The 24,365-nt window shown below is 39.2% G+C and carries 15 protein-coding genes, 1 tRNA gene and 1 riboswitch; of the genes, 6 read left to right on the forward strand and 10 right to left on the reverse strand.

The genetic code is table 11. From position 1 onward, the window contains the following. Nucleotides 1-20: 20 nt before the first annotated feature. The 7 genes from HMPREF3216_RS01985 to HMPREF3216_RS02015 form a co-directional block, all read right to left on the reverse strand. Complete coding sequence (locus HMPREF3216_RS01985) at nt 21-1,142, reverse strand: Mrp/NBP35 family ATP-binding protein (RefSeq protein WP_060786799.1); 1,122 nt, start codon at nt 1,140-1,142, stop codon at nt 21-23. An 8-nt stretch (nt 1,143-1,150) separates the two neighbouring features. Beyond that, a complete protein-coding gene (gene ligA, locus HMPREF3216_RS01990; RefSeq protein WP_060786706.1) occupies nt 1,151-4,000 on the reverse strand; it encodes an NAD-dependent DNA ligase LigA in 2,850 nt (949 codons plus the stop codon). A 57-nt stretch (nt 4,001-4,057) separates the two neighbouring features. Next, on the reverse strand, nt 4,058-7,321 hold the full coding sequence (locus HMPREF3216_RS01995) for a tetratricopeptide repeat protein (RefSeq protein WP_060786707.1): 3,264 nt from the start codon (nt 7,319-7,321) through the stop codon (nt 4,058-4,060). A 235-nt stretch (nt 7,322-7,556) separates the two neighbouring features. Then, complete coding sequence (locus HMPREF3216_RS02000) at nt 7,557-8,459, reverse strand: LysR substrate-binding domain-containing protein (RefSeq protein ID WP_060786708.1); 903 nt, start codon at nt 8,457-8,459, stop codon at nt 7,557-7,559. Nucleotides 8,460-8,508: 49 nt separating this feature from the next. After that, a complete protein-coding gene (ahpF, locus tag HMPREF3216_RS02005; RefSeq protein ID WP_060786709.1) occupies nt 8,509-10,128 on the reverse strand; it encodes an alkyl hydroperoxide reductase subunit F in 1,620 nt (539 codons plus the stop codon). 92 nt (nt 10,129-10,220) lie between these two features. Continuing rightward, complete coding sequence (gene ahpC, locus HMPREF3216_RS02010; protein WP_060786800.1) at nt 10,221-10,784, reverse strand: alkyl hydroperoxide reductase subunit C; 564 nt, start codon at nt 10,782-10,784, stop codon at nt 10,221-10,223. Between the two features lie 268 nt (nt 10,785-11,052). Further along, nucleotides 11,053-11,128 (reverse strand) — tRNA-Gly (locus HMPREF3216_RS02015). Nucleotides 11,129-11,289: 161 nt separating this feature from the next. Here HMPREF3216_RS02015 and adhP point away from each other — a divergent pair. Beyond that, nucleotides 11,290-12,300 carry an alcohol dehydrogenase AdhP gene (adhP, locus tag HMPREF3216_RS02020; protein ID WP_060786710.1) on the forward strand — a complete coding sequence of 337 codons (1,011 nt, stop codon included), beginning with the start codon at nt 11,290-11,292 and terminating at the stop codon, nt 12,298-12,300. 125 nt (nt 12,301-12,425) lie between these two features. Here adhP and HMPREF3216_RS02025 read toward each other — a convergent pair whose 3' ends face one another. Beyond that, nucleotides 12,426-13,439 (reverse strand): glycosyltransferase, encoded by a 1,014-nt coding sequence (locus tag HMPREF3216_RS02025; RefSeq protein WP_060786801.1) that lies wholly within the window; start codon nt 13,437-13,439, stop codon nt 12,426-12,428. Between the two features lie 98 nt (nt 13,440-13,537). Beyond that, a riboswitch (FMN riboswitch) is annotated at nt 13,538-13,689 on the forward strand. A 5-nt stretch (nt 13,690-13,694) separates the two neighbouring features. On the opposite strand from HMPREF3216_RS02025, the gene HMPREF3216_RS02030 reads away from it, so the two are divergent. The 5 genes from HMPREF3216_RS02030 (at nt 13,695) to HMPREF3216_RS02050 (ending at nt 20,047) form a co-directional block, all read left to right on the forward strand. Beyond that, nucleotides 13,695-14,303, forward strand: coding sequence for an ECF transporter S component (locus HMPREF3216_RS02030; protein WP_060786711.1), 609 nt, complete (start codon nt 13,695-13,697; stop codon nt 14,301-14,303). 35 nt (nt 14,304-14,338) lie between these two features. Next, nucleotides 14,339-16,699, forward strand: coding sequence for an energy-coupling factor transporter ATPase (locus HMPREF3216_RS02035; RefSeq protein ID WP_060786712.1), 2,361 nt, complete (start codon nt 14,339-14,341; stop codon nt 16,697-16,699). A 191-nt stretch (nt 16,700-16,890) separates the two neighbouring features. Beyond that, the gene (locus HMPREF3216_RS02040) at nt 16,891-17,196 is read left to right on the forward strand and encodes a YhbY family RNA-binding protein (protein WP_060786713.1); all 306 of its coding nucleotides are present in this window, start codon (nt 16,891-16,893) and stop codon (nt 17,194-17,196) included. Between the two features lie 308 nt (nt 17,197-17,504). Further along, on the forward strand, nt 17,505-18,251 hold the full coding sequence (locus HMPREF3216_RS02045) for a hypothetical protein (RefSeq protein ID WP_060786714.1): 747 nt from the start codon (nt 17,505-17,507) through the stop codon (nt 18,249-18,251). 8 nt (nt 18,252-18,259) lie between these two features. Next, nucleotides 18,260-20,047 carry an SHIRT domain-containing protein gene (locus HMPREF3216_RS02050; RefSeq protein ID WP_060786715.1) on the forward strand — a complete coding sequence of 596 codons (1,788 nt, stop codon included), beginning with the start codon at nt 18,260-18,262 and terminating at the stop codon, nt 20,045-20,047. Between the two features lie 309 nt (nt 20,048-20,356). Here HMPREF3216_RS02050 and HMPREF3216_RS02055 read toward each other — a convergent pair whose 3' ends face one another. Beyond that, complete coding sequence (locus tag HMPREF3216_RS02055; RefSeq protein WP_060786716.1) at nt 20,357-21,730, reverse strand: replication-associated recombination protein A; 1,374 nt, start codon at nt 21,728-21,730, stop codon at nt 20,357-20,359. A 78-nt stretch (nt 21,731-21,808) separates the two neighbouring features. Then, nucleotides 21,809-24,337 carry a DEAD/DEAH box helicase gene (locus tag HMPREF3216_RS02060; RefSeq protein WP_060786717.1) on the reverse strand — a complete coding sequence of 843 codons (2,529 nt, stop codon included), beginning with the start codon at nt 24,335-24,337 and terminating at the stop codon, nt 21,809-21,811. Nucleotides 24,338-24,365: the final 28 nt, after the last annotated feature.

Raw genomic sequence — 24,365 nt, forward strand, 5'->3', positions numbered from 1 at the left:
CATTTTTATGGATTCTACGCTTATTTAATCAAATCTTTAGCGAGCTTAACAAAAGTGCTAGCAAGTTGAGTTTTAGATAATTTACCATCTTCATCTAAAACAGCTGGCCTTCCACTTTCACCTATCTCCCTAATGCTTGTATCTAATGGAATTTGAGCTAGAAGAGGAATATTTGCGTTTAATGCTTTGCAAAGCTGATTACTCACTCGCTTTCCGCCGCCTGAACCAAAGATTTCTAAGCGTGTTCCGTTGTTTTCAAACCAACTCATGTTTTCTACAACACCACGCACATTAACTGGAATTTGTAACGCCATAAGCCCAGCCCTAACTGCAACATCTGAAGCACTAGGTTGAGGGGTTGTAACAACAACAAGCTCCACATTTGGCAATGATTGCGCAACAGCTAAGGCCATATCTCCTGTTCCTGGAGCCAAATCTAAAAGAAGAACATCGGGGTCTGCCCACCAAACGTCGCAAAGAAATTGTTCCAAAGAACGCTGCAAACGAGGCCCTCTCCACAAAATCGCACGATCCGTTCCAGCAAACATGCCAATGGAAATTAGTTTTACTCCCCATGCTTCAACAGGCATAAGCATGCCGTTTAAATTAGTAGGCTGAGTTGTAACGCCAAACATTTTAGGTATTGAAAACCCATAAACGTCTGCATCTATTACGGCTGTTTTGTAGCCTAGAGAAGCAAAAGCCGCAGCTAAATTAGCGGTTATAGAAGATTTTCCAACTCCGCCCTTTCCCGATGCAATAGCAAAAATCCTTGTTTTAACGCCATTTTTGTTAAATGGATTTTCTTTACGCTCTTCTTTTAAATCCGAAACAAGCTTTGCGAGCTTATCTTTACTCATTGCTTTTACGTTTACGGTTGGAATAAGCTTTGCGTTTGGATATTTTTCTACAGCATTCTGAACTCTTTGCGTAATAACCTGGGCTAATGGGCAGTCTGGAACAGTAAGCTCAATATCAATAGAAACATTGTAAATTGGGTTACTATTTGATTTGATTTCTTGCTTAACTGCGTGCACTCCAGTTACCATGTTTAGTTCGGTAACAGATTTGCCCAATTCTGGGTCAATCACACTCCCCAATAAATCGTAAATACGCGTTTCGAGTTCAGTAACGTTACACATTTTATGATTCACTTTAAATCAAGCTGAGTTTTACTGTTTAAAGCTGCATCAACGCTACCAGTATTTAGCAAAATCTTAAATTGATTTTCATCTAGCATAGGCAACCCCAAATCCTTGGCTTTAGTTGCTTTAGATCCAGCGTTTAATCCAACAACAACGCAATACGTATTCTTGCTAACAGAAGAAGCTGCTTTCCCTCCTCTAGATATTATTGCTTCTTTAGCGGAATCTCTTGTAAAGTCTTCTAAAGATCCCGTAACAACAACGGTTTTCCCTACAAGCGTTTGCTCAAGATTGATTGTAGAAGAATTAGAATTGCCAACAACTCCAGCTTCTTTCCATTTTCTTAAAACCTCACTACGCCAATCTTGAGGATCTTTTGATTTTTTAAACCAATCGTAAACAGCTTGAGCAATCTCTGGTCCAACTCCGTCAATCATAGTTAAATCTTCAATAGTCGCGTTTGAAATATTCTCAATAGAACCAAAGCTTGATGCTATTGCGCGCGCAGTTGGAGGGCCGAGCCTACGAATAGAAAGAGCAACTAAAACGCGCCAAAGCTCTGCCGATTTACCTTTTTGAGATATCTCTTCTAGCATGCTTCTAGTTGTTTCACTTGGACGCGTATATTCGGGAACACTTATTGTTGCAAAAACGTCATTCTTATGAATTTTCTTTTCGACTAACTTTGTTACACAAGCATCTATTGGAACCTCAAACATTGGGTAGTCGGGATTTAAAGACTCATTAAGCTCTTTGCTGTTAGATTCATCATTTGACTTTCGCTTAGTAGCTTCTAAAGGTCTAGTCCAAAACGCGGAAACTTGTTTCCAAAGTCCGCTCCCGCCAATCTTTTTAGTTTTTTTCTTTAATTTACCGTCTTTGCCTTTTTCTTTCCATTCTTCAACAAGAGGAATTTCCTTCCAAACTTTAACGTTTTGCAAATCTTTAGCACTAATGCTAAAAATATCCGCTTCGCTTGTAAGAACAGGTGTTTGGGGTTGAGGAAGATTGTAATTGGGCTCTGAAACAATCTCTGGAATTGAACATCCTTTCTCAACAACAATCTTATCGGTATATGGTCTATACACTTTAGATGTTACTGGCCTAGAATCTTCTGGGTTTGTAAGAGCAAGCGCAGATGCTTCTCCAAGATTTTCAATGTCGAAAGCATGCCTTGAAGCCAAGTTAATTATGCGCTCAGTTAGCTGAGCTGGGCAATTTTCTACATTAGGGCATCGAATGTCTTTATCGCCTTCTTTTGCTGGAGCTAGCTTCGTTCCGCACGACGGGCAATATTCTGGCATAACAAACTTGCGCAATTGCTGCTCTTTACCGCTTCTAGCTTTAATAACTGGGCCTACCAATTCTGGAATAACATCTCCAGCTTTTCTAACAATTACAGTGTCTCCTATTAGAACGCCTTTATGTTCAACTTCGTAAGGATTGTGTAGCGTTGTACGAGATATTGTAGAACCAGCAACTGTTACAGGTTCCAACACGGCCACAGGAGTAACTCTACCCGTTCTTCCAACTTGAACAACAATATCTTTTAGAAGAGTGTTAACTTCTTCTGGAGGATATTTGTAGGCAATCGCCCAGCGAGGAGCTCTAGAAGTTGCTCCTAGTTTTCTTTGCAAAGCGCGATCGTCTACTTTTACTACAATTCCATCTAATGCGTGAATAATATCGTTTCTATGCTCGCCATAATAGTCAATCATCTCTTGTATTTGATTAAAAGACTCGACTTTACGCGTGTATGGAGAAACAGGTATTCCCCATTTTTTGTATAGATTATATGCGTCGGACTGGTTGAAGGACGTTTGATCATGCAGGTTAGATTCGTCATTGCTTTTGGCTAAATCCTTCCACCTTAGTTCTCCCAACCCATGCGCTATAAAACTCAAACGCCTTGTAGCTGTAATTCTAGGATCTTTTTGCCTTAAAGAGCCAGCAGCTGCGTTTCTTGGGTTTGCAAAAGGTGCTTTACCTAAATCTTCTTGCTCAATGTTTAGTTTTCTAAAATCCGCCCACTTCATAAATACTTCGCCGCGGATTTCAACAAATTCTGGAATGTCATCCAAATTCTCGCACGTAAGCTGAGTTGGAATTTCGTCAATCGTTCTTACGTTTAGCGATATATCTTCTCCAGTAACGCCGTCTCCCCTAGTTAAGCCTTGTTCAAGAGTGCCATTTCGGTAAATAAGGTTTAGTGCAAGACCGTCGATTTTTACTTCGCAAGTCATTGGTAACGGCTTATTTTCTGGCCATTGTAAATCGCGAATAATTCCTTCGTACCAAGATTTTAATTCATCAATTGAAAAAACATCATCCAAGCTCATCATTCTTGAAGGATGACGAACTGGCGCAAAATCGTTGGAGAAAGTGCCGCCAACTCTATGTGTTGGCGATTGCGGAGTATCTAAAACTGGAAACGCTGCTTCAAGAGCGCTTAGAACCCGCATTCTTGCGTCATAAGCCGCATCGGAGCTTGTTGGAGAATCGTCAACATAATATGCAATTTGATCGGATTGAGCCCATGCTGCCAATTTAGCCCATAATCTTGCAGCTTGTTCGGTTGTTAAAAGCGAAGGATCTAGTTTAGATAATTGTATTGCATCTGCATCGGAAGGCTCTAGTTTAGTAATCCAATTGTTAAAATCTGTGTTTGAATTGAAGCCAGCTAAAACGCTAGTTTTACTAGTGTTGACGGTGTTGCTAGTGTTATTTAATTGATCTTCACTTGAACTTGAACTTGAACTTGAATTGCTTGAATTGTTCAAATTGTCAAAATCGTCAAAAAGAGACAGTTGAGCGCCATTTGAGCCTTGTGTCAAATCGCTACTAGATGCAGTCATTAGTGTTCCCTTCAAAGCGTTTTAATCCATTTTATAGTCTATTTAGCAAGAATCTAATCAAGCGTTAAGAGATCGCAAAAATTGCATTTGAACAACACTTTCGGCAGAACCATTTCTAAACAACATTCTTGCTCTCGCTACAGAAAGCGTTCGAGCAATAACAAACATTCCCTCATTAACCGTAATTTTTGCAGCATCATCAATAATTCCATAAGCCTTAATATCTGGCCATTTTGCCACATTGTTGATTCTTAGCACTTCTTCTACCTGTTGCATGTCTTTTGGTACAGCAATGCACTGGGATTGCATACGACTTAGAAGCTCTGAAAGTTCAAATTCAAGCGATTCATTTTTTTCGCTAAACAGGCTATCAGCAATTTTGTACGCCGCAACAGCAAGAGGAAAATTGTCTTGCATCCACTCGGCGTAAGCCAGCTTGTAGTAGATAAATGCAGCGTCTTCCCTATCAAAACACACTTGTAAAGCGTTTAAGCATACAGCCTCTACCGAAGGCCAATCTTCTTGATTAGATAATTGAGAAGCCAGCTTTAAATGAGAGATAACATACGTAGGAGCATAAGAAACCATTGTGTTCAAATGCTTTAACGCTTCTTTATGTCTTCCTAGCTGTTCAAGCAAATCAGCTATTTCCATATGAGCATAAAAAAGTCCATCTGGTATAAGACGCATTTGCTCATTTTGTGTTGCAAATAAACGATTATAAACAACACGCTCCGCATAAGAGTTAAAGTATCTTGGAACAACATCTCCAGAAGCAAAAATCTCATCAAAATGCTTTATGTTGTTCTCGTATTCTTCGATTGCGCTATTTAAATCTTCGCTCACAAATTGTTCGTGTGCATGCATACGCATGTTGTAAATATCTTTTGACGCCTTAAACGATATTTCTGGTATTTCTTTTTCGTCTATTAAAGCGCTTATTACAAGGTTGGACTGATCGTTTAGCTCTGGATCATTAATGCTTTCAATAACATCCATTGCCATTCGAGCTTTTTCTGCATTCGTTAATATTTCTTTAGACGCTATGTGATTAAAATCTGCAACAGCTTGCTGTAGAACATCTTCACGCTGAATTGAAAGACCTTTTGCATCTTGAGTTGCCAATATTTCTTGCGATTTTGCGTCGAAAATTACATCGGAAAATTCTGGCTCTTCTTGAGCACCATGCGGAGCAAAGCAGCTGTCTCGTAAATCAAAGTTTGGATTAATCTGATTTAACGCGCCATTTTCGTCAATTTTAAATGTTGCATTGAATTTTTTATATGCTTCAATAGGATTGTTTAAGCCGTTTGCACGTATGTGTTTTAAGAACGACTTTCTAGTAAAAGTAACAGTCAGCAAAGGTATAATCGAAGGGGATTTACTAAACGCTTCCAGCGGATCTTCGTTTTTATTGTCTGGAGCATTGTCGAAAGCATTGGCTGAAGTATTATCGGCATTATTATCCGCGCTATTAACAGAATTATTATCCGCGCTAATATCTGCGTTAGATCCTAAATTAGAAAAATTACTATTAACGTCTCCATGAATATCCCCATCTTTTGGGTCACCTTTTGACCTTGCTGCATTCTTATTCATATGATTTAAAGCGTTAATTGTTTGGCTTAACATACGGTTCATTGCAACATCTTGTGCTGCAATCATTTCTTCTAAGCCAATTGAATCTAAGCGTATAGAAACATTCTGCACTTCTTCGCTAGCGCCAAAAGCAAGAGTTGCCATTATTAATCCAAGACGAAGATTGTAGTTAGTTGTCATCTTAGATTTATTTTTTTCGCTTACTGAAACAAAGTCTTTTTTAATAGAATCATAGGCTCTAGAAGGCATCATTGAGCTACCAGTGGCCATAAACGCAAGCGCAACGTTTCCATCTTCTAGATTCGATCTAAAATCTGCATCAAACCTAAAAGGCAAGTAAAGGCTTCGAATTAGTTCGGAAAGTCTTTGTCTGTAAGACCATTCGCAATCAGAAGATCCACTTGCCTTGTAGACAAATAAGTCATTAGATTTTCTAGCACGATTAAGCAAATGCATAAGTGGACGAACATTATCATCTTGCAAAGGATTGCCAAAAGAATTCATGTCGATTTCGCCACTTGCGCAAAATGCCGGATTGTTTATAAACGCAAAATCCATTGCGCAAACCTGATTGCACGTTACGCTATTTTCTATTAGATTACCGCCATTAGCGCAGTTTTCTTCTAAGCAGTTGCTAATAGACTGAAACCTGTTTATTGCTCCTTCTATGCGTAAAGCTCTTAAAGCAGACTTTGCTTCTAGAGAGTCTTCCCAAAGAAGAAAGTTTGAGTCTGAGCACTTAGATTTTTGCAAATGAAGCCGTTCGGCTCCGTGCACAGCTTCTAAAGCACCAGCGTTTTCTAATGCTCCAGCGTCTGCCATTAGATATTCAAAATATTCTTCCATTGCAGAAACTCGTAAGCCAGCGTTTTTGGCAGCCTTAGAATCGCAAATACTTCGCCTAATGGCTCCAAGTGGCGCTTCTTTTGTAAGACGTCTAAAAATGTTTCCAGAACCAAATCCGCTAAAGGCTAGCAAAATATCTGGAACAAAGAATGATGCAAAGAAAGATATAGCAATTGCATCAAAATAAGTAAGATTGCAACGCAGATTATTTGGCAGTTCTACACGCGTTTCTTCTAGGGTATATGTTTCTTCTTTACTGTTTGCTTTACGAATCCAAGAAGATACCCATTGAATTCCGTCATCTTGAGAAAGTTGAACAACAACATCTCCCTTAATAACAACTAGATTGCCACTTGCTTTATTTTTTAAGCTATTTTTTGCAACATGGCTTGGACTGTGACTTGCGTGAATCGTTTTTTTATTGTTAAAACCGTAGAATCTATTAGAGTCAATAAGAGTCATTGAATTTTGCTCAATAAAAGACAATTCTGGTATGTTTTCTATTGCATCTTCAATAGTTATAGTGTTTCCCCCGTAAACTCTACCTTCTAAATCTGCAACAGCAAGTTGGCGAAAACGCTTGCAATCCCTGCTAAACATTCCAATAGCAATGCCTTGTTTTTTGCCAGAAATCTTAATCCAACCTAATTTTGTTGAACAAGGAATAAGAGGAAAATTGTTAAAAATATGCTTTTTTGAAAATGCTTTAACTTTGATTGACTTTCCTTCTTGCCACAAAGCATCAATAGTATGTAGCACAATCTGCACGCGAGTATTTGCACTATCTGCGTAATTTTCTGCGCTACTTTCTGCGCTATTATCTGTGTTATTATTCGCAGAATCTGCACTACCGCTGGATTGCACTTTGTCTTGCATATTCCTCATTCTTTCGTCTTTTAATGTTGATTTTTGCGCAAACCAACAGTTCAGTCACGTTTAAACAACTTTATACCTACAATGTTTATACACACATTGATTCTTACTCAAACATTTTAAGTATAGCGGATATTGAATCTAAAAACACAGCTTAAGCACGCGTGTTTTATTGTATAACAATCTAAGATACCCGTGTTTATTTGCTCTTAAAACCTACATTTAACGATTATTGTTTTTAATTTTTATGCAAGTTTGCACATACTCCAGAAATAATCTTGCCTACTCCTTCCATAATCTGGTCTACTGGAGAAGCGGCACGCCAATTTAAGTACAATGAGCGATATGGTTTTGGAGAATTAAACTCGCGAATCGTTAAGCCAGTTGGCTGAACAATAGGCGGAAGGATTGCAAGACGCGGAAGCAGAGTTACATCTTTACTTCCAACAACCATGTATCTTAATGTTTCCAAAGATGTTGCGCAAAATTCCGACTGCTTTGCGCCAACTTTTTGACAAACATCAACCATGCTTCGTCTCATGCAATGGCCATCTTCCAAAAGCAACACTTTTTGACTAGACAATTGAGAAATATCTATTGGAGTACTCTGGTGGCCAAATTCAGAGTTTGTAGACGCCGCTAAAACAAAATCTTCATCAAAAATGTGCTTAACTCTTAGTGTTGACTCGGTTAATCTCTCGCTTAATATTGCAGCATCAATCTGACCACTATGCAGCATTTCTATAAGAGTTGCAGACTTTTCTTCAACAAAACGAACAGTAAAATTAGGCTTAAGTTTACGCAAAACTGGCATTATTCTTGGCATAAGATAAGGGCATAGTGTTGGGAAAACACCCAAAACTACAGTAGACGACCATGGATCTTCTAAGCGTCTTGCTGCTTGATAAATATTGGAAATATCTGCGTGAATGCGATTTGCGTAATACACTACTTCTCTTCCAGCTGGAGTTAAAATTTGTTTTCCAGGTGTACGCTCAATAAGACATACACCTAATAAATCTTCTAACTTTTTAATTTGCGTAGATAAAGTTGGTTGAGAAACATGCATACGTTCAGCAGCCTTTGTAAAACTTTCTTCTTTTGCAAAGGCTATTAAGTATTCAAGCGATTTAATATTCACGTATTCCCCTTATATGTTTCATACATTTTGTTTTATTCTTAAAGTCGTTTTAATTTTGTGGACTTCTAATCAAATAGTCAAAAGCGCTAAGTGCTGCGTTTGCTCCAGATCCATATGCTGTAACAATCTGCTTATAAGGCTCATCCGAGCAATCGCCAGCAGCAAAAATGCCAGGAATATTCGTGCATCCTCTTCTATCTGTTATTATTTCCGCTCGATTGTTAAGACTTAATTTATCTGCAACCCACTTTGTGTTTGGCATTAGTCCAATCTGAACAAACACTCCGTCTGTTTGCAAAACTTTTTCGTTGTTTTTGCTATTTTCTGCTATTTCTTTATTGCGCTCCTTATATTGCACGGCTGTAACCTTTTTGCCATCTCCATCTATTCTACTCATTGCAGCGCTAGTTAATACAGTAGTGTTGGAAAGAGAATTCAAAGTGTTTAGCAATACTTGATCTGCTTTAAGAAAATCCATAAATTCAATAACGGTAACGTGATTTGCAATACCTGCTAAATCAATTGCAGCTTCGACTCCAGAGTTTCCGCCGCCAACAACTACAACGTTTTTGTTTTTAAACAAAGGACCATCACAATGAGGGCAGAATGACACTCCCCTGTTTCGGTAATCATCTTCCCCAGGGATGCCAAGCGTTCTCCAAGTAGCGCCAGTTGCAATAATAACAGCTTTAGCTTTTAGACTTCCACCAGATTTGGTGTGTATTGTGTGCAAACCATAAGCTTCTTTAGCAATATCTAAAGATGTAGCCCAGTCTGGTGTAAAAACATCAATATTGTACTGTGCAATATGATTTGTTAAATCACTAGCAAGTTGCGCTCCTGTTGTGTGCGCTTGAGAAATGTGGTTTTCTATGCTTTCTGTTTCAACAACTTGCCCGCCTCTATGATCCATAATCATTGCCGTTTTAAGGCCTTTTCTAGCGGTGTATATTGCAGCTGCGCTGGCAGCAGGGCCTCCACCTACAATAAGAACATCGTATGGATTTTTAGAGTTCATTTTCTGTGCCATTAAAGAATCCGCAGAATCCGCAGAATCGCCATTTTTTTCTTGACTTAAAAGAACAGAAACTAATTCGTCTATAGAAGATCTGCCAGAAGAAATCATTTTTCCATTTTCAAAAACAGCAGGAACGCTCATAACACCAAGACTGTCTACCTCATTTTTAAAAGCGCTTCCCTCTACCGAAATATGCTTTACTTTTGGATTAATAATGGAAATAGTGTTAAGAGATTGAACAACTTCTGGGCAGTTGATGCAAGTAACCGACATGTATGTAGTAACATTATGATTTCCAAGCTGCAGAATGGCTTTGCGCTGTTCGTTACTAATTTTTGGAGCATAACCACTTACTTGCAAAAGTGCAAGAACTAAAGAGCTAAATTCGTGTCCTAGAGGCAATCCTGCAAAACTTACGGAAACATTATTTTGTGGATTTAAAACTTCAAAGCTTGGTCTTCGATTTGTACTACTTTTATTGCCTTCTATAACGGTGATTTTGTTGCTTTGATTTGCTACTTCTTGTAAAAGCTCAATAACTTTTTTAGAATTTTCGTCATTTTCAACGTACGCAACAAGATTAATTGGATTAACCATTTTTTGCAGTAATCCAGCAAGTTGAGTAGTTAAGTTTGAATCCAATAAAGTCATTATTTTCACTTTCTATAGCAAATCAAAGCAACATTAAAATTAAATAGTGTTAGAAATTATGCGATTAAATCACACATAAATCACGCATAAAATCAGATTTTTCCAACCAAATCAATTGATGGAGCAAGTGTTTCTTCTCCCTGCTCCCATTTTGCTGGGCATACTTCGCCTGGGTGAGCTGCAATAAACTGAGCTGCCTTAACTTTGCGAAGCATCTCGTCTGCGTTTCTACCAATTCCATCTGCAGTCATCTCGTAGAACTGAATGTTTCCCTGAGGGTCTACAAGGAATGTGGCACGGTGAGCTAAGCCAGATTCTTCATTTAAAGCATTAAAGTTTTTAGAAAGTGCGCCATTTGGGTCTCCAAGCATTGTGTACTTGACTTTTGCAATGGCTTTAGAATCGTCATGCCAGGCTTTGTGAACAAAGTGAGTGTCTGTAGAAACAGAGTAAACTTCTACACCTAGCTCTTTAAGCTCTTCGTAGTGGTTTGCAAGATCTTCAAGTTCTGTAGGGCAAACAAACGAAAAATCTGCTGGATAGAAGAAGAATATAGCCCACTTTCCAAGAACATCATTATCGCTTACTTCTACAAATTCACCATTCTTATATCCATTTACTTTAAACGGAAGAATATGTGTACCAATAAGGCTCATAATAACTCCAATCTTTAATCGCTTGTTAAAATCTTTTGATTGCGTTGTTTGCAATACTTTTAGTTAAACGTGTTAAATAGCTTGCTAAGAGTCTGGATTTAACTACATTCTTATAATAGATTATTTATATCAAAAATCATATATCTATAGACAATATCTATAGCTAAAAGGGTGTTGTATCAATATCATTTTTATATTTTATGCTTGATATTTCAACGAAAACAACGCATAAGCAACAAGTAATACAAGATTTACGATTAATGAATGATGGAGCGGACAGCGGGACTCGAACCCGCGGTCTCAACCTTGGCAAGGTTGCGCTTTACCAACTAAGCTATATCCGCAAACAGTTAACCAGTATAAGTCCACTTTTTTAAATATGCAAATTGTGGAATGTCGTAAAAAAAAATTACATATTTGTAACTAAAACCAAAAAAATTATGTAAAATAAGAATGGATTTATTCCAGGTTGTTGGAATAAAAGCAATAGAACAAGGAGGTATCTATGAAGGCTATTGTTGCAACAAAGGATAAGAGGGCTCAAGTCGTAGAAAAGGAACTTCGCCCATTGAAATTTGGTGAAGCCTTACTCGACATGGAATGCTGCGGCGTATGTCATACCGATCTTCACGTTAAGAACCAAGATTTTGGCGATAAAACAGGCGTTGTGCTTGGCCACGAAGGCATTGGTATTGTTAAGGAAGTTGGCCCTGGAGTAACAACGTTAAAGCCAGGCGACCGCGCATCTGTGGCATGGTTCTTTAAGGGATGCGGACACTGCGAGTATTGCACTACTGGTAGGGAAACATTGTGCCGTAGCGTTTTGAACGCAGGCTACACTGCCGATGGCGGCATGTCTCAAGAGTGCATTGTTGCAGCAGATTATGCTGTAAAGGTTCCAGAAGGCTTGGATCCAGCTCCTGCAAGCTCCATCACTTGCGCTGGTGTTACAACCTACAAGGCCATTAAGGAATCTGGTGTACACCCAGGCGAATGGCTTATTCTCTTTGGCCTTGGCGGCCTTGGAAATCTTGCGTTGCAATATGCAAAGAATGTATTTGGTGCGCACGTAATCGCAGTAGATGTTAACGACGCTCAGCTTGAATTCGCTAAGGAATATGGCGCAGATTTGTGCGTAAACCCACTTAAGGAAAATGTTCCTGAATTCGCTATGAAGAAGGTGGGCGGCGCTCATGGCGCTGTTGTAACCGCTGTAAGCAAGGCTGCTTTTAACTGCGCAGTTGACTCTGTGCGAGCAGGCGGCACTGTAGCAGCTGTTGGTCTTCCACCAGAAGACATGGAACTTAGCATTCCTCGCCTTGTTCTCGACGGAATCCGCTTGGTTGGATCTCTTGTTGGAACTCGTAAAGATTTGGAAGAAGCATTCCAGTTTGGTGCTGAAGGCAAGGTTGTTCCAAAATGCCACATGCGCAAGATGGAAGACATTAACGACATCTTCGACGAAATGCTTAGCGGTAAGATTCGTGGTCGAATGGTAATTGACCTTTCTCACTGAGTTAAACTAAAAAGAGATAAGTTATAAAATCTAAAAGCCACTTAGCAAACGCTAGGTGGCTTTTGGTTTATGTTTTAAAACGTTTTAAGATGTTTAAGATGTTTTAAGACTTAATGTTTTACACACTATTTTAACGGCGGCATAGGCTTCCAGTTAGAATCGTGCAAAATTTTTCTGCTTGCAATCCAACCTGTAAAAAGCTTTTTAATGCCAGTTAGAATATGTTCACGATCTACAGCAACAAGCCTAATAAGCTCTTTTGCAGCCGTTAACGCGGTTCCAAGAGCAAACATAAATGGCCTATAATCGCCGTTAGTCATAAAGTATCGAGCCATAAATCCGCGATTTTTCATAATATAATAGCGGTTCATGTCGGAAGTGGAATTTAGCTGACGAACACCAGCAATATCCCAATTAGGAATATTACGAGTTCTGCGAAGAATAATGTCATTTACAACAATCGGATTTGTAACTTTGCTAGCAAGATAGCCATAAGTAGTGTCATCCCAATAAATAAAGTAGCGCGAATCTGGAAGTCCGATTTTCTCTACAATATTGCGCTTGAACAATCCGCCTTCAAAGCACATTGTGTTCATAACGCGGTAGCCGGATGGGCCAAATGCGGCTGGAGCTATTGGATTAGGGATTCCAAGCGAAACAATAAAGTTATACTGCCAGTAAAAATCGCCGCCGTCGTAATCTAAACGGCTTCCTTGAATTACATCGTGGCTTTTAGTCCACTTGTAAAGACGCTCAATGGATTCTGGAACTGTTTCAACATCGTCGTCCATAACCCAGAACCATTGCGCTCCAAGCTCGTAGGCTTTTTTAACTCCTGCGCTAAAACCGCCAGCTCCCCCAAGATTGCTGCTTTGAGGCGCATAAACAACGCGGTTTGAAGCGCCAGAATCGTCCACGCTAGAAGCACCCCATCTGCGGGAAAGAATATCACTTAAATCATCCACCATTTTGCGCGTTTTTTCGCTGCTTTCGTTGTCTACAATAACAATTCGCCATGGGCATTTATTTAAGCATTCAAAAGATTTAAATAGATTTGCAAGAAGCTCTTGACGCTTGTATGTAACAACAACAATCGCAATCTTATCGATATTTTGGTTATTATTCGTAACTTCACTCATGATTTTAATTTTACACTTAGCATTGCCATCAAGCGAATTAGCAAGTTTAAATTTTACGCAATATTTCTTAAATGTTCTTAGCATAAGATAAAAATAAAGAGTAGTTTCAGGGAAGGTGAAAATCCTTACTGGCGGTAACGAGGCAATTCTTGTATTACTGAATTTTCTCGAAGCCCGCGAGCGGCATTGCGCTGCTGATTCGGTTAAAGTCCGAAGCCAACGGTTAAAGTCCGGATGAAAGAAACGGAGGCTCTAATGAGCATTTCACATAATAGTAATAATAAAACAAGCAATCGCACGAGTAGTTACGCAAACAATCACAAAACAAACTCTGGCACAAGCTATTGGTCAAGCGAAAAAATCGCTAAATACGCGCTGTTTGTTGCTCTCTCAATGGCTGTAAGCTTTATAGAATTTCCACTTATTCCAGACTTAAGTTATCTTAAATACGATCCTTCGGGAATTGTGTGCTTAATTGCAGGATTTGCCTACGGGCCTTATGCTGCCGCAGTCGTAAGCGTGCTAGGATTTGCTCCACACTTCTTCACTAACCCGTTTGGAGCAATAATGGCAATATTAGTTTCACTGGGCGCTTCTGTTAGCGCTGCAATCGTCTACAAAAAAATTAGAACTAAAGAAGGCGCTATTATCTCTCTTGTAGTTGGCTCTGTAGTTGCGATTGCTCTTGCAATAGTTGGAAACCTTATTATTACGCCGCTTTACGCTCATATGAGTGTTGAACAAGTTGCCGCTCTTATTGTTCCAGCTCTGCTACCATTTAACTTGATTAAGCTTGCTCTACACTGTGCAGTAACAATGCTTGTTTATAAGCCTGTTTCAAACCTGCTTAATTACAGCAAATAATTATTTGCATCTTTAATTAAAGAAACAAGCGAATTATGCAAAGCAATAAAGTTATTCAAGATAAAACAATTTGCAAAGACGAAAAAAGCAATACTGATTATTGTGCTAAAAAAGATAATGCTGTTTCTTTGCAAAAAGTTTGCTTTAGCTATGATGGCGGAAAAACTTGGATTCTAGACAAAATAGATCTTGAAATTGCATATGGTCAAAGAATTGCCATTATTGGCAAAAACGGGTGCGGAAAATCAACACTAGCTAAAATAATCGCTGGCCTTTCTTCCCCAGATTCTGGAACTGTTAGTCTATGTGGAACAGAAGTTTTTAAAACAAACAACGTTGATCCGTTAGCATATCAAAAGGCAAGAGAATCTATTGGAGCATTGTTTCAAAGCCCAGAAGACCAAATCGTTACAACAGTTGTAGAAGACGATGTTGCTTTTGGGCTGGAAAACTTAGGTGTTTTGCAAAAAACGATGGTTCAGCGCATAGACAAGGCTCTACTCGCTGTAGGAATGGAAAATAGGCGTTTTAGCGACCCAAGCAATATGAGCGGAGGCCAGCAGCAACGTGTAGCTATTGCATCGTCGATTGCTACAAAATCAAAGCTTCTTGTACTAGACGAACCTACTAGCATGCTAGATTCTTATGCAAAAGCAGACGTTGACAATCTTTTTGACGATTTGCAAAAACGCGGAACAACAATCGTACAAGTAACGCATAAGATTAGCGAATGCAAAAACGCGGATCGAATACTTTTACTAGAAAACGGAAAATTGCGTGATGTAAATTTATTGGAATTAGAAGAGTTTTACGCGCAAAAATCGCAAGCTGCTATTGAATTAAAAAGCATGACGAATAATGTAGAAAATTCAAATATAGCAGTTGAGGTATCGAATTTAAGACTTAGCTATAGCAAAAATCAAACTCCTGTATTCTACGATTATTCACTAACAGTAAAAACTGCAGAAACCGTTGCAATTATGGGCAAAAACGGGTGTGGAAAATCAACGCTAGCAAAAGCTATATGCGGTCTTCTTAAATACGATTCTGGATCCGTTTGCGTAAATGGCGTAAAAATTTGTAAAAATACAAGCAAAAAACAAATGCGAGAAATTCGCAAAAACATTGGTTACGTTATGCAATTGCCAGAGCAGCAGCTTTTTGAGCAAACTGTGTTTGAAGACGTAGCATATGGGCCAAAAAACTTTGGGCTAGATGGGTGCGAATTGCATTCCCGAGTATTAAGTACGTTAAAATCGTTGAATATTGAACACTTAGCACAAAAATCACCGTTCGAACTTTCTGGCGGCCAGCAACGCTTAGTGGCAATTGCAGGAATTTTGGCATGCAATCCAAAGATTTTGGTTTTAGACGAGCCTACTGCAGGGTTAGATCTTGAATCCGCAAAAACCATACGAAAAATTTTAGGTGATTTACACAATAATGGCGTAACTATTATTGTTATTACGCATGATTTAAACGAAGCAAAATCGCTTGGAGCGCGCATAGTTACACTAAAGTCGAACGAAAATAAAGAACAAGCACAAAATAAAACGTGTAAAAAAATTAATCAAAATAATCAAAGCTCAAAAAATAATCACAATAAACAAAGCAATCACAATAAACAAAGCCAATCTTTACTTTCTAACTTAGACCCAAGGATAACACTGTTTTCTTGCTTAATACTTATGTTTAGTGCGTTTAGTATTACAAACTTTATTCAGCTGGCAATGCTTACGCTATCAACTCTTGCATTAGCGATTTGTTCAAAAATGAACATTATAAAACTCTTACAATCAATCCACATGTTCATTGCAATATTTGTATTTTCTGGATTGCTTAATATGCTGGTAGTTCGCTCTGGGACTGAAATTTTTAAAATTTTTACAATACCAATTACAAGCGATGGAATAAAGTTTGCAATATTATTCTCCGCAAGATTTTCACTAGTTATAATAATCGGATTAATAATCGTATTAGCAATAAGTCAAACGCGACTAACTGAAGCATGCGCATCTATTATTTCACCGCTTAAAATCGTAGGATTGCCAATCCAGGAAATTGCTCTTATTATGAGCCTTGCTCTGCGATTTTTGCCAACTCTTATAAAAGAGGCAAAGTCAATTGCGCTAGCACAAACTGCAAGAGGCGGAAGCATAAAAGAAGGATCAATAAAAAAACGACTACACGCAATTACGTCTCTTATAGTTCCAGGATTTGCAAGCGTTATTCGCCACGCAGATATTCTTGGACTTGCGTTAGATTCCAGATGCTACGTACCTGGCGCAAAACGAACGCACTTGCATGCGCAAAAAATACAGCTAAAAGACATTGTTTTTGTAATAATTACCCTGGCCATTGTGTGCGGAATAATTTTTGCTGGAATATTTATATAGACGGAATATTTATATTAAACGCGCCATATTAATCGCGATTCTTACGGTTACTGTATAATCCGATAAGCATTAAAATTTAAGCGTTACAAATAGATAGTCGCATTTGTGTAAGTGTTTTGTTTAGTATTTACTGTTTAAGTTTTAATACTTTGCACTCGGCAAATTTAAACTGCGATTTGGAAGGAATAATAATGGCATTAACTAAAAAGCAGATTAAGCAATTGCGTGCGCTCGCTAACACTTTAAGCCCATTGCTTTACGTTGGAAAGAACGACATTAGCGACGCTGCTGTTAAGCAGGCGGATGAAACAATGCAATCGCACGAGCTTATGAAGTGTGCTGTGCAAGACGGCTCTGGCTTAAGCGCAAAAGAAGCTGCGACTGAGCTTGCGGAGCATCTTGGTGCAGAAGTTGTGCAAGTAATTGGAAACCGCTTTGTGCTGTTCCGTGTTTCCAATCGCGAAGATATTGACCACATTATGCTTGTTCGTGAATAAATTATGCTCCATGACTCTAAGGCTTATTCGTAATCAATTTTATATCCTAGTGAATCATTGAGCATTTTATATTTGACTATGTTAAACTCTAATTCCTATTTTCCCATGTTAATTACTGGGTTTTTCAAAATGCGTTTTATTTATTTAGATGGTAAATAAAGCCAAAAATTTTCTGTGTTTAAATAGTTTTGCATATAGACATACCCCCCCCCGTACATGTAAAATGCAATTGTATTGCAATATCCCTTGTGTGAGGCACTGCACACATTCGTAATAATTTACTCAAAATTTTTACAAAAGGATTAAACATGCGTTTGCATATTTTAGCGCGAGTTGCAACGTCTGCTTTACTCGCATTCAGTATAATTCCAGCCACTGCTGTGGCAGCAAATTCTAACGTCTCAATTTCATTTAGCAATCCGGATACAGTTCCGATTACAGGAACCGCAAAGTTATCGCAAACACTGATTAAAAATAAAGGTAGCGTAAGCGATAACGGAAAAACATATAATGGAAAACTCCAAGGCGAAGTAGATGCGAAAGACCTATTTGATGACGCATATACCATGTATAAGGATCATATGGAGAAGAAATTCGTTGGCCCATTTTTCTATAGACGTCCTGTAAAGAATTTTATTATGTATGATAATGGCGAAAAATTCCCAACCATGCATCTTAAAGTCAAATTCCCGACTAATTTTACGGTAAACAAAGATAATATTGAAGCAACTGCTAGCACTTCTATTATTAGCGAAGTTTCACAGGTATATGATTCCGCTAACAATACCGTTGACATTACTTATAATCTTGGTAATTGGAATGATTATGAAGGTTTCTTCAAACTTGTTGAAGCAGAACGTAATAGCAGTAATAATCACCCACTAAAGCTCTCAATACCTTATTCGGTAAAACTTGACAACACAACTGAGCAAAAACTAGGCGATATTACTCTTCAGGGAGATTGTCATCTTTACAAATATGGCAGACTCAATCCTAAAGGAACGCCGATTCTCAATATTACATCAACTATGACTGTTCCCGTAAATAAGAGGTGAGTGAAGCAATGAAGAAATATCGCGCATTTATAGCATTATTATTAGCATCAATACTTGTTACACCGTCGATAGCATATTGCGTACCAGAAACCGTAAAACCTGCTGATAATAAAGTAGACGATGACTACTATTGGGCCAAGCTAAGTGATTATACTCCATCAAATTCATCATTTAAAATCAACAAGTACCCAACAGGTTTACTTAAACCAGAAAACAGTAAAAACAATTGGTTTACACCACCAACTGACAGCGCAGATAGTAGCTATACAACTACTGGAAACGTTTCAGGCCTCCCAGTAACAAATAACATTTCATCCACTGATTACTGGAAAACTAATGACGTATGTTCACCTAAGAATGCTGGCTCTTCTTTAAATACATTGGAAGAGTACAAAAGTAAAAATATTGACTTAGTTTGTGCAGCTGATTCCCCAAACCCAAACATCTATGGAGATTTAAGCATAGGCAATGATACTGGGAACAAAAGTATACCTGAATTTAAAGATGGAAGTAAAGTTAATCTTAATTTTTCTCTTAATATGAGAACATTTAGAGAAAGCTATAATTCATCTCTGTTACTTGAAAAACAACCAATTTGGGTAGATAGCAATACTAAGATTAGTGGAACTAACCATTCTGATACTGGAGAAGAAGCATTAGTGAATTGGTATTTTGCCAATGATGCTGAACTTATGTTTGTACTTAATCTTCCAAAAGAAGCGAAAGTAGATAATTCAACAAAATATTCAATTACTGGACTTGGTGAAAAAAAGTTTAATAATCCTGTTGCAACATCTACGAGTAACAATGATGGAACTACTACACTTACAATCAAAGTAAGAAAGAAAGATGCAACTCCAATAACTTACAAAGATCTTACTATTGCAATTAATAGTATTGAAAATGTTTCTCTTAAAATTGAAAACGTTACGTTATCACGCAAAGATAGTAATGACAAACCGGCTCGCATCACAGGATACGCGTACGGAATGCTTGATATGCTTGCTAGCCCTAACAAAGATAGTGTCGTAAAACCTTCCGCTAATCAAAATACAACAGGAAATAATAATAATCAGGTTTTCATCGCTCGCACAAATTATCTTTTTGCAGCCAAGCAAAGCGACGAAGGTAGAGATGCTAATGCCGAAAAGGGCAAGGATAGCAAACCTACAAAACCAAATCTGATTACGTTTAGTTTTAAGGTAAAGAAACCAGAAACTTATAGCGTAACGTATAGCTTCAAATCTGGAACTAGTGAAAAATCACTTCCTGCAGAAGTAACAGCTTTGCTTCCTGCAAGCACATCTGGGCATAATAATGGAGTAAACATTACGCCTGCGAAACCTTCAAAAACTTCTGTTGATATTAAGGATAAAGACGGCAAAAAGCTAGGAACATGGAATTTCGCTGGATGGAGCCCAACATCAGCTATTATAAATAATGCTGATGTTTCCTTCGTTGGCACATGGAATTTCACTCCAGTAGAAGAACCAAATCCAGGTTCTAATACTCCACCAATTCCGGACCATCCTCACGATCCAGAGACGCCAGATAAACCAGATACACCGGTAACTCCAAAGAATCCAAATAAACCACAGGAAGAATTACAAACGAAACAAGTATCACCTGAACCTAATACAGGCGCAGCACAGACAGAAAAAAGCGAAGATCAGCAAATTCTTGCAAAAACTGGTGTAAACACTGTATTTATTGCAATATTTGCAATATTTATGTTATTACTAGCTGCATCATTGCGAAAAATTCTTCCACGTCAACAAATAAAACATCTACGATAATTTAACGAAATTAGTTGAAATTATTTAGAACATGTAAAAGGCTCATAGTTTGCAATACTTACTATGAGCCTTTTACATTTTTTGTGTAGCATTAATGTATTACACATACATACGCTAGTTCCAAAATAGGATAAAAGACATAATAGAACTGTTATCAGCTAACACCTTTAGCTTATATTTGCGCAAATTTTTTAGAATCTTTCGACACCAATAGTTTATGATTCAAAATCAACAATTGTTACTTTTCTATTGCAAAACTAGTATTTTGTTTTTTAGTTTTGATAAATACAAATAATCATCAATTAATCATCAATTTTTATCTTCATGATTGTGAAGAATATTGCGAATTTGAGATAAACGTTGCGAAATCTCGTGCTCGTAGCCGCGATTATTTGGGTGGTAATATTCTCTGCCAACCAACTCGTCTGGCATATATTGTTGAGGAGCAACCGCACCTGGATAATCGTGAGCATACTTATATCCATCATGATTACCCCAGCTTTTCATCAAAGCAGTTGGAGCATTGCGCAAATAAAGCGGCACTTGACCAATATTGCCAGAATCAACATCTTTAAGAGCCTGATTAATAGCATTGTAACTTGCGTTTGATTTAGGAGCAGTTGCTACAGCAATAACAGCTTCCGAAAGAATAATGCGTGCTTCTGGCATGCCAATTAGAGCAACTGCTTGAGCTGCAGCAACAGTTACTTGCAAAATTTGAGGAGCAGCCATTCCAACTTCTTCGGCAGCAGCAATCATAATGCGTCTTGCAATAAAACGCGGGTCTTCCCCAGCTCTAAGCATACGTGCTAAATAATGCAAAGAAGCATCAACATCACTTCCACGCATTGACTTAATAAAAGCAGAAATCACATCGTAATGATCGTCGCCATCTTTGTCGTAGCGAACTGTATTAGTATCCATTACGTTAGAAACAATATCGGCAGTAATTACAGGCTTTTTCTTGCCGTGCTGCAGCGCAATATCTCCAGTTACCGCTCCTGCTGCCGCTTCTAGAATCGTAAGAGTTTTGCGCGCGTCTCCCCCGCTTAAGCGAATAATAGAATCAATAGCTTCATCATCAATTTTAAGCTGATTATTAAGTCCATTTTTGCTTGCAACAGCTCGTTCTACAAGCGTGTGCAAGTCTTCTACACTAAGCGACTCAAGTTTAACAACTACTGATCTGCTAAGCAGCGGCTTGATAATTGAAAAACTTGGATTTTCGGTTGTAGCACCAATAAAAGTTATATCGCGATTTTCTACGCTTGGAAGCAAAGCATCTTGCTGCGATTTAGAAAAACGGTGAACTTCATCAATAAACAGTACTGTTTCTTGGCCTTTACTAACTAAACGCTCATGCGCGCGATCTAGAACTGCGCGAATGTCTTTAACTCCAGAAGTTACAGCAGAAAGCTCTTCAAATACACGACCAGACTGATGAGCCACAATATACGCAAGAGTGGTTTTGCCAACACCTGGAGGGCCAAATAACACAACAGAGCTTGGAGATGTAAGAGAACCTTTAGATTGCGGATTTGCAAGCCTTCGCAAAGGCGAACCATCTTTTAGCGCATGAGTTTGACCCAGTACATCTTCAATTGCACTTGGACGCATGCGAACAGCCAGAGGACGAATTAAATCCCCTGGATTGCTGCTTGCTGTAAATAAATCCTGAACCATAATCTAATTATACGCAATCTATAGAACAAACGTTCGACTATATTTTGTATCTTGCTCTAAATCTTAAGTAAAACAAGACTAAACGTGCGACACGCTGTAATCAAAGAAAACAACTTCGCCCGTATCTTGTGTGGAGTCCAAATCAACAATTCCAGTAATAGCCCAATTACGGTCTCCGTCCGAGTCGTCAATAATCTGCCGAACTTTCCACGAATGCTCACTCTTCTCTAGCGAATCGTCCAAAATAAACAAGTCGCCACCACGAGCTTTGGCATCAATACCAACATATTCATGCTCATCGTAATAGTCGTCGAGCACATCATTCCACTCGTGAACGCCGTAGCCCCAAGCTTTATCAAGCTCTCCTAAAGTATCCGCATCTTCCAAATCCATAAGCTGCACGCGGCGGAACATTGCGTTTCGAATCAACACAACAAGTCCACGACGATCCTCAACTACAGACTCAGAAGTTCCAGGCGCGGCCATAGTTACAGCGCTAGCTTCAGCGTCCGACCCTCCAGCACTCTCCCACTCGTCAACAAGACTAGAATCAATAGAGCGCACAACAAGGCGAAGCCAAGAAATAATATCACGCAATTCTTCGTTAAGCATATCTTCTGGCACAGTGCGAGCAAGCGAACGGTAGGCATCCGAAAGGTAACGAAGAAGCGTTCCCTCACTTCTAGCAATGCCATAGCGCGAAATGTAGCCAGTAAAATCGGAAGCAGTTTCAACCATGTCTCGAAGCACAGATTTAGGCTTTAGCCAGTAGTCGTTTGCCCACGGAACATCTTTGCGATATTGCGCAAAAGCAGGAGTTAGCAAATCTTCCAAAGGCTTAGGATAGCTAACTTCCGCCAAGCGTTCCATGCGCTCTTCGTAATCAATACCATCATCCTTCATGCCAGCCATTGCAGCATCGCGAGCCTTGCGTTCTTGAGCGCGCAGAACAGGCTTAGGGTCATCCAAAGTTGCTTCAACCATAGAAATTACGTCAAGAGCGTAGCTTTCAGATTCTGGGTCTAGAAGTTCCAAAGCTGCGAGCAAGAATGGAGAAAGCGGCTGATCTAGCGCAAAACCTTCAGGCATAGCAACATCAAGATCATAATCACAAGAACCGTCTGAAAGCTCTCTGCATTCAATGACTTGAGTATCAAGCAAAGTTTGGAAAATATCGTCGCAACGCTCAAGCAATTTTTCTTTATCTTGCGGCTTTTGTGCGCTATCTTCAATAAGTTTTTCAACGCGTGCTCTAGCATCCCCACCTTGCGTAACTTCGTTCAAAATCATTGAGTGTGTTACAACCATGTGAGGATTCAAAGTTTCTGGAGCGCTTTCAATAAGCTTAGTAAACGTTGGCTCGCCCCAAACTACAAAGCCTTCTGGAGCTTTCTTACGCTTAACTTTTTTAAGCTTTTTAGGATCATTTCCAGCTTTTGCAACAGCGCGCGCGTTTTCAATCTCGAACTCTGGAGCCTCTGCAACTACTAAGCCCTCAGTATCGAATCCCATTCTGCCTGCACGTCCTGCAATTTGATGAAACTCGCGAGCGCGAAGCTTTCTACTACGATTTCCATCAAATTTTGTAAGAGCTGTAAGCACAACCGAGTGAATTGGCACGTTAATACCAACGCCAAGAGTGTCTGTTCCGCAAATAACTGGCAGCAATCCCTGCTGTGCGAGCTGTTCGACGAGCCTACGGTATCGCGGAAGCATACCAGCATGATGCACGCCAACTCCTGTGCGCAGTAGTCTTTGCAAAATTTTGCCGAAGCCTGTAGTAAATTTAGTACCTTTAATTGCTTGAGCAATTTTGTCTCGCTGCTCTTTGCTAGAAACTCCAGTACTTGCGAGCGCTTGAGCTGTTTCTAGAGCTGCATCTTGCGAAAAATGAACTACGTAAATCGGCGTTAAACCCTTGTTAAATAAGAGTTCTACGGTTGTAGCAAGTGGCTTATCTGTGTACTCGTATTCGAGTGGGATTGGCCTTGGCGCGTCTGCAATAATATCAACACTTCTTTTTGTTGATTTTTCTAAGCGTTCCGCAATATCCGTTACGTCTCCAAGAGTTGCGCTCATAAGCAAAAATTGCGTGTTTGCAAGAGTAAGTAGCGGAACTTGCCAAGCCCATCCTCGCTCTGGGTCTCCATAGTAGTGGAATTCGTCCATTGCAACGCAATCAACTTTTGCGTTTGCACCTTCGCGCAGAGCTTGATTTGCTAAGATTTCCGCCGTGCAGCAGATTATTGGAGCATCCGCGTTAATATGCGAGTCGCCAGTAATCATGCCTACGTTGTCTCGCCCAAAAATCGCAACTAAATCGAAGAATTTTTCGGATACAAGTGCTTTGATTGGCGCAGTGTAGTAGGAGCGTCTGCCTGTGGCGAGTGCCGCAAAATGCATGCCGAGGGCGACTAGTGATTTTCCAGAACCTGTTGGAGTGTTTAAGACTACGTGGTCTCCTGCAAGCAAATCCATAACGGATTCTTCTTGATGCGGCCACAAATCTACATGCTTATTAGTCTTAACCCAATCAACAAATGCTTGAAAAATCTCGTCTTCGCTAGCATGATGCAAATCAAGAGCTAACTCGCCTAATCCAGCCATACTACGCTCCTACTCAACTTTACTTGCG

The organism is Gardnerella vaginalis (assembly GCF_001546455.1).
Lineage (GTDB): Bacteria > Actinomycetota > Actinomycetes > Actinomycetales > Bifidobacteriaceae > Bifidobacterium > Bifidobacterium vaginale_B.

Excerpts from the sequence above, each read along its gene's own strand:
- HMPREF3216_RS01985 (WP_060786799.1), bottom strand. The coding sequence starts at position 1,142 with ATGTGTAACGTTACTGAACTCGAAACGCGTATTTACGATTTATTGGGG.
- ligA (WP_060786706.1), bottom strand. The coding sequence starts at position 4,000 with ATGACTGCATCTAGTAGCGATTTGACACAAGGCTCAAATGGCGCTCAA.
- HMPREF3216_RS01995 (WP_060786707.1), bottom strand. The coding sequence starts at position 7,321 with ATGCAAGACAAAGTGCAATCCAGCGGTAGTGCAGATTCTGCGAATAAT.
- ahpF (WP_060786709.1), bottom strand. The coding sequence starts at position 10,128 with ATGACTTTATTGGATTCAAACTTAACTACTCAACTTGCTGGATTACTG.
- ahpC (WP_060786800.1), bottom strand. The coding sequence starts at position 10,784 with ATGAGCCTTATTGGTACACATATTCTTCCGTTTAAAGTAAATGGATAT.
- adhP (WP_060786710.1), top strand. The coding sequence starts at position 11,290 with ATGAAGGCTATTGTTGCAACAAAGGATAAGAGGGCTCAAGTCGTAGAA.
- HMPREF3216_RS02025 (WP_060786801.1), bottom strand. The coding sequence starts at position 13,439 with ATGAGTGAAGTTACGAATAATAACCAAAATATCGATAAGATTGCGATT.
- HMPREF3216_RS02030 (WP_060786711.1), top strand. The coding sequence starts at position 13,695 with ATGAGCATTTCACATAATAGTAATAATAAAACAAGCAATCGCACGAGT.
- HMPREF3216_RS02035 (WP_060786712.1), top strand. The coding sequence starts at position 14,339 with ATGCAAAGCAATAAAGTTATTCAAGATAAAACAATTTGCAAAGACGAA.
- HMPREF3216_RS02040 (WP_060786713.1), top strand. The coding sequence starts at position 16,891 with ATGGCATTAACTAAAAAGCAGATTAAGCAATTGCGTGCGCTCGCTAAC.
- HMPREF3216_RS02045 (WP_060786714.1), top strand. The coding sequence starts at position 17,505 with ATGCGTTTGCATATTTTAGCGCGAGTTGCAACGTCTGCTTTACTCGCA.
- HMPREF3216_RS02050 (WP_060786715.1), top strand. The coding sequence starts at position 18,260 with ATGAAGAAATATCGCGCATTTATAGCATTATTATTAGCATCAATACTT.
- HMPREF3216_RS02055 (WP_060786716.1), bottom strand. The coding sequence starts at position 21,730 with ATGGTTCAGGATTTATTTACAGCAAGCAGCAATCCAGGGGATTTAATT.
- HMPREF3216_RS02060 (WP_060786717.1), bottom strand. The coding sequence starts at position 24,337 with ATGGCTGGATTAGGCGAGTTAGCTCTTGATTTGCATCATGCTAGCGAA.